Annotated in this window: 7 protein-coding genes and 1 tRNA gene; 4 read left to right on the top strand and 4 right to left on the bottom strand. The window is 66.2% G+C overall.

Features of this window, described 5'->3' with window-relative positions; all coding sequences use genetic code 11:
* Together RMO30_RS04310 and RMO30_RS04305 are read right to left on the bottom strand one after the other, a co-directional pair.
* Positions 1-720: gamma-glutamyl-gamma-aminobutyrate hydrolase family protein (locus tag RMO30_RS04310; RefSeq protein WP_309709973.1), on the bottom strand; the 720-nt coding region annotated here is incomplete at its 3' end.
* Positions 717-2,084 carry a glutamine synthetase family protein gene (locus RMO30_RS04305; RefSeq protein WP_309709970.1) on the bottom strand — a complete coding sequence of 456 codons (1,368 nt, stop codon included), beginning with the start codon at positions 2,082-2,084 and terminating at the stop codon, positions 717-719. The genes RMO30_RS04310 and RMO30_RS04305, both read right to left, overlap by 4 nt.
* A 197-nt stretch (positions 2,085-2,281) precedes the next feature.
* On the opposite strand from RMO30_RS04305, the gene RMO30_RS04300 reads away from it, so the two are divergent.
* The 3 genes from RMO30_RS04300 to RMO30_RS04290 are packed head-to-tail and all read left to right on the top strand — an operon-like array spanning position 2,282 to position 4,533.
* Complete coding sequence (locus RMO30_RS04300) at positions 2,282-3,847, top strand: amino acid permease (RefSeq protein WP_309709967.1); 1,566 nt, start codon at positions 2,282-2,284, stop codon at positions 3,845-3,847.
* 54 nt (positions 3,848-3,901) lie between these two features.
* Positions 3,902-4,165 (top strand): hypothetical protein, encoded by a 264-nt coding sequence (locus RMO30_RS04295; RefSeq protein ID WP_309709964.1) that lies wholly within the window; start codon positions 3,902-3,904, stop codon positions 4,163-4,165.
* On the top strand, positions 4,162-4,533 hold the full coding sequence (locus tag RMO30_RS04290) for a hypothetical protein (protein WP_309709961.1): 372 nt from the start codon (positions 4,162-4,164) through the stop codon (positions 4,531-4,533). Before RMO30_RS04295 ends, RMO30_RS04290 begins: the two co-directional genes overlap by 4 nt.
* A 12-nt stretch (positions 4,534-4,545) precedes the next feature.
* Here the strand turns inward: RMO30_RS04290 and RMO30_RS04285 are convergent, their stop codons facing one another.
* Together RMO30_RS04285 and RMO30_RS04280 are read right to left on the bottom strand one after the other, a co-directional pair.
* Entirely contained in the window at positions 4,546-5,307 is a 762-nt protein-coding gene (locus tag RMO30_RS04285) for a class I SAM-dependent methyltransferase (protein WP_309709956.1), read from the bottom strand.
* A gap of 69 nt (positions 5,308-5,376) precedes the next feature.
* Positions 5,377-5,449 (bottom strand) — tRNA-Lys (locus RMO30_RS04280).
* 45 nt (positions 5,450-5,494) lie between these two features.
* On the opposite strand from RMO30_RS04280, the gene RMO30_RS04275 reads away from it, so the two are divergent.
* The coding region (locus RMO30_RS04275) for a peroxiredoxin (protein ID WP_309709954.1) at positions 5,495-5,801 on the top strand (307 nt) is incomplete at its 3' end.

Below are 5,801 nucleotides of genomic sequence, written 5' to 3'. Positions count from 1 at the left end.
CGCATAGGTACGGGCCGCATCGACGAGACCGGCGAACAGGCGCGCGTCTTCGGCCGCGTCCTCTTCGGGATGCCACTGCACGGCGACCCCGAACGGCACACCCTCGAGTTCGACCGCCTGCACGATGCCGTCGTCGGTGCGAGCGGTGACCTTGAGACCCGAGCCGACGGTGTCGAGCGCCTGGTGGTGGTAGCTCTTGACCGGCAGCTTCGATCCGACGAGGGCGTCGAGCTCGCTTCCCGGTTCGGTCTCGACGACGTTCGTCGCGAACTCCCCGCCGCCGATGCGGTAACGGTCATCGCCGACGATGTCGGGCACGTGCTGGTGCAGCGAGCCGCCGCGATTGACGTTGAGCACTTGCATCCCCCGGCAGATGCCGAGGAACGGGATCTCGCGGTCGATCGCCGCGCCGAGCAGGGCGTCCTCCCACGCGTCGCGTTCGAGGTGCGGCTGGTCGGTGTGTTCGCCCGGTTCCTGCCCGTACCGGGCGGGGTCGACATCCGCTCCCCCGGTGACGATGAGACCGTCGACGCCGTCGAGTACCCGCCGCACGACCTCCTCGGACACCGGCTGCGGCGGAAGCAGCACGGGGATGCCGCCCGCGCGCTGCACGGCCTCGAAGTAGACGGCGGGCAAGAACGCCGCGGTGACGTCCCACGCTCCGGTCTGCGCGCGTTGCTTGTACGTGGTCAAGCCGATCACCGGCTTCGGTGCGGTCACAGTCGCTCGAACCCCCGCACCCGCTCCCAGTCGGTGATCGCCGCGTCGTAGGTCTTCTGCTCGATGCGCGCGTTGTTGAGGTAGTGGGCGACGACCGTGTCACCGAATGCCGCCTTCGCGATCGCCGACCCGGCGAACAGATCGGCGGCATCCCGCAGCGTCGACGGCACCCGCGGCTTGTCGGAGACGTACGCGTTGCCGGTGAACATCGGCTCGAGCTCGAGTTCGTTCTCGATGCCGTACAGCCCGCCGGCGATGATCGCGGCGACCGCCAGGTAGGGGTTGACGTCGCCACCCGGCACCCGGTTTTCGACGCGCAGGCCCTGGCCGTGGCCGACCACGCGCAGCGCGCAGGTGCGGTTGTCCTCCCCCCACGCGACCGCCGTCGGCGCGAACGATCCTTCGACGTAGCGCTTGTAGGAGTTGATGTTCGGTGCGAAGAACAGCGTCATCTCGCGCATCGTGTGCAACAGACCGGCGATCCAGTGCTCCATGAGCTTGCTCATCCCGCGCCCATCGGCCATGACCGCCGAGCCGTCGGTGCCGCGCACCGAGAGGTGGATGTGGCAGGAGTTGCCTTCGCGCTCGTTGTACTTCGCCATGAAGGTGAGCGACTTGCCGTGCTGGTCGGCGATCTCTTTCGCGCCGTTCTTGTAGATCGTGTGGTTGTCGCAGGTGGCGAGCGCTTCGGCGTAGCGGAAGGCGATCTCCTGCTGGCCGAGATTGCATTCGCCCTTGACACCCTCGCAATACATGCCCGCCCCCTCCATGCCGATCCGGATGTCGCGCAGCAGCGGCTCCATGCGGGTTGACGCGAGCAGGGCGTAGTCGATGTTGTAGTCGGATGCCGGCATCAGTTCGCGATAGCCCTTCGCCCACGCCGCGCGGAACGAGTCGTCGAAGACGATGAACTCCAGCTCGGTGCCGACGAACGGCACGAGCCCCTTCTCGGCGAGCCGGGCGATCTGTGCCTTGAGGATCTCGCGCGGCGACACGGCGACGGGCACCGCGTCGGGGGTGGTCAAGTCAGCCATCACCAGCGCGCTGCCGGGCAGCCAGGGCACGAGCCGGAGGGTGTCGAAGTCGGGCACGAGCACCATGTCGCCGTAGCCGGTCTCCCACGACGAGATGTCGTAGCCCCCGACGGTGTCGTTCTCGACGTCGACCGCGAGCAGGTAGTTGCACGCCTCGGCGCCGTGCTCGGCGACATCCTCACGGAACAGCCGAGCCGCGACCCGCTTGCCGACCAACCGGCCCTGCATGTCGCAGAAGGCAAGGATGACGGTGTCGATGTCACGCTTGTCGATGAGGCGGTTGAGCTCTTCGAGCGTCAGGTTCCCGGAGCCGGTGGGCTTGCTGGTCATCGACGGTGCCTCTCCTCGCGGTCGCGGATTCGACCATTACAGCCTAGGTGGCGCGGGCACCACTCAGCAGATGTAACGAGTCGTTAACACCCAAAGGTAGACACCAAGTACCAATGAGGGCCATAGTCGTCCGCAAGCGTGGACGCTGGCGTTCCCGGTCGCCCACGTACCCCACCGTTGGAATCGGAAGGACCGTGATGGCAGAGACCAAGAGCGCCGCAGGTGTGAAGTACACCAGCGCAGGCGCCGAGTACTTCGAGAAGCGCAAACTGAAGCGAACCGCCGGAGTCTGGGGCCTCTGGGGCCTCGGCATCGCCGCCGTCATCTCGGGCGACTTCTCCGGTTGGAACGTCGGGCTGTCGACGACGGGATGGGGCCCGCTCTTCATTGCGACGCTGATCATCATCGTCATGTACTTCACGATGATCTTCTCGATCGGCGAGATGAGTGCGGCAATGCCCCACACCGGCGGCGCCTACTCGTTCGCCCGAGCCGGGATGGGCCCATGGGGCGGTTTCATCACCGGTCTCGCCGAGACTGTCGAATACGTGGTCACGACGGCTGTGATCGTATGGTTCTCGGGCGTCTACGCCGACTCGGCGATCGTCGCGCTCACCAACGACGCCGACGGAGTGTTCCTGCCGAACTACATCTGGTGGGTCATCCTCTACATCGTCTTCATCGGGCTGAACTCGCTCGGTGCCGCAATCGGCTTCCGGTTCGCTCTCGTCGTCGCGCTGATCTCGATCGGGGTCATCGCGTTCTTCGCGATCTCGGCCTTCGCGACCGGATCTGTCGACTTCTCGCGGTTGCTCGACCTCGCGCCCGAAGGCGGCGAAGCCGGTCAGTTCTTCCCGTTCGGAGCAGGTGCCATCCTGCTTGCGATGCCGTTCGCGATCTGGTTCTTCCTCGGCATCGAGGAGCTACCGCTCGCCGCCGAAGAGTCGCACAACCCGAAGAAGGACATCCCGAGGGCGGGCGTTCTCGGCGTCGTCACCCTCGCGGTGCTCGCAATCGTCGTGCTGTTCCTCAACCCCGCTGTCACCGGAACGGCCGCGATCTCGGCGGGGCTCGACAGTGGTGAGCCGCTGCTCGCGGGCTTCCGGGTCATCCTCGGCGAAGACCTCGCCGCGGTGCTCGCGCTGTTCGCGCTCATCGGACTGCTCGCCTCGCTGCAGGGCATCATGTTCGCCTACGGGCGCAACATGTACTCGCTGTCGCGGGCCGGCTACTACCCGAAGTTCCTGTCACTCACCGGCAAGGCCCAGACCCCCTGGGTCGCGCTCGTCGTGGGTGGCGTGCTCGGGTTCCTGGTGCTCATCGCGGTGCTCATCGTCATCCCGATGGTCAACCCCGACGCTTCGGGAACGGCTGCCGGCGTGATCCTGCTGATCGCGGTCTTCGGCGCGGTGATCTCCTACATCATGCAGATGATTTCGTTCGTGGTGCTTCGCCGCAAATTCCCGACCGCGAACCGTCCGTATGTGAGCCCGACCGGCGTGCCCGGTGCCGTCGTCGCAGGGATCATCGCGGTCGGTGCGCTGCTCGGAATTCTGTTCAACTCGGCGTTCATCACGGCGGTCATCACCTTCGCGGTGGTGTTCATCGTCGGGATTGCGCTGTTCGCCCTCGTCGGGCGCACCCGTCTGGTGCTCTCGCCCGAAGAGGAGTACGCGCTCTCGGGCGGGCTGCACGGCGACCCGCAGAAGGAGGGCTACGACGCCATGGAAGGCGAAGTGCCCGGAACGGGCACGAAGAAGTAGCACCCCGTTTCACGCGACGGCCTCCCTCCGCTACGTTGGCGGCGGGAGGCCGTCGTGGCGAGTGATCAGCAAGACATTGCAGTGCTGAAGGAACAGGTCGCGCACCTGACCCGGCTCGTCGAAGAGCTGTACTACCGCTCGGGCACGCCCGTGCCGAGCGAACCCCTCTCGCTCGACGCCCCGCCCGCCGACATCGTCGACGCGCTGCGCTCGGGCCAGAAGATCACGGCGATCAAGCTGTGGAAGGAACGCACCGGCATGGGTCTCGCCGAGGCGAAAATCCAGATGGATGACCTCGAAAGTAGGTTGGGACTGTGACGATTTCGATGGGACCGGGCTCGGAATCGGTCGATGAGGAGGCTCCGGCGGTCGTCGCCGTCGGACGTACGATCGGCGGCATCCTGCTGGTCCTGGTGGGAATCGCGCTCGCCCTTGTCGGCGCGTTCGTCTACTTCATCGTGCCGTTCATCGCTGTGGTGAACGATGACGACAGCATCTGGTGGAGGCTCAGTGACCTCGACTTCGTGTTCGCGATCATCGGCGGGATCGGGCTGGTGTTGGCCTTCGTCGGCGGTGGGCTGGTGCAGCGCGCCCGCAAGCGGAAGCTCGCGATGTTCGTCGACGACGGCCCGATGCTCGGAACCATCGACCTCTCGGGCGGCGACACGCCTCCGACGATCAAGTAGCGGAGCCTCGGGTCACCGCTTGCGGGCGACCCAGATCTCCTCGGCCGGCCATTGGCGGGCCCACTCTGCGGTGACGATCCCCGGAGTTGCGGTGGTGTGCTCGGGCGCTTGCAGCTCGAGAAGGTCGATCACGTCGAAGCCGTTCTCGCGCAGGAGCCGGATCCAGCGGCCGTGTTCGAGCGTGAACGACACCGAGCCGTCGTCCCACTCGGTCGAGTGCAGACCGAATGAGGGTCGCTGTAGTCGCTCGGTCGCCGGGTCGTCGTCGCCCGCATCCAGGGGCGTGGTGAGGATGAGCTGCAGCCCGTTGACGAGGAAGACGAGCGTGCCGCCCGGCCGCAGCAGGCGGGATGCCTCCGGAATCCACGCGTACGGGTCGCACCAGATCGACGCCCCGTACTCGCTGATGGCGAGGTCGAACGACTCGTCGGGCAGCGGCACTCGCTCGGCATTGCCTTCGATCAACGGGAAACGGAGGTCGAAGCGTTCCTGCATCGCGGCGGCCGTCGCCAGCTGAGCGGGAGACAGATCGATGCCGACCGGACGGGCACCGCGCCGTGCGAGCCATCCCGAGATGTACGCCGTGCCGCAGCCCAACTCGATGACGTCGAGACCCTCGACACTGTCGGGCAGCACCCGCAGCTCGGAGTCAGGGATCGACCAGAACCCCCAACTGATGTCCTCCGCCGCCCATGCCCTCGGAGCCCACTCGGCAAAGTCGCTCGACTTGCGTTGCCACACCGCGAGATTCTTACCCAGGTAGTCGGCGTCCACGAGCGCCACTCTAGGCGCGGACGCAGAAACGGCTCCGTTCTCTGGCGAGAGAGATCGAAGCCGAATCCGTACACCCCCCGGGACTTGAACCCGGAACCCACTGATTAAGAGTCAGTTGCTCTGCCAATTGAGCTAGAGGTGCGTGGGCCCAACGAGCGGGCCGAGGGACAACGATAGCATGACGGCCGTGAGTGATCTCGTGCGTCTCGAAGCGGGTTCGCTCGCCCCCGACTTCACCCTTCCCGACCAGTTCGGCCAGCCGTTCACCCTGTCGAGCACCCGCGGGTCGAAGACCATCGTGTACTTCTACGGCGAGGCCGGAACCCCCGCCTGTACGAGCCAGGCCTGCGACTTCCGCGACCGGATGGATGTCTTCGAACAGGCCGGCTACCGGGTCATCGGCATCTCACGGGATGAGCCGGGAGTGAACGCGGAATTCGCCCGCGACGAGAAGTTGCCGCAGGTCATCCTGAGCGATCCGACGCGCGAGGTGC

Source organism: Pseudolysinimonas sp., assembly GCF_031389465.1.
Lineage (GTDB): Bacteria > Actinomycetota > Actinomycetes > Actinomycetales > Microbacteriaceae > Pseudolysinimonas_A.
This window is presented reverse-complemented; position numbering and strand designations above follow the sequence as displayed.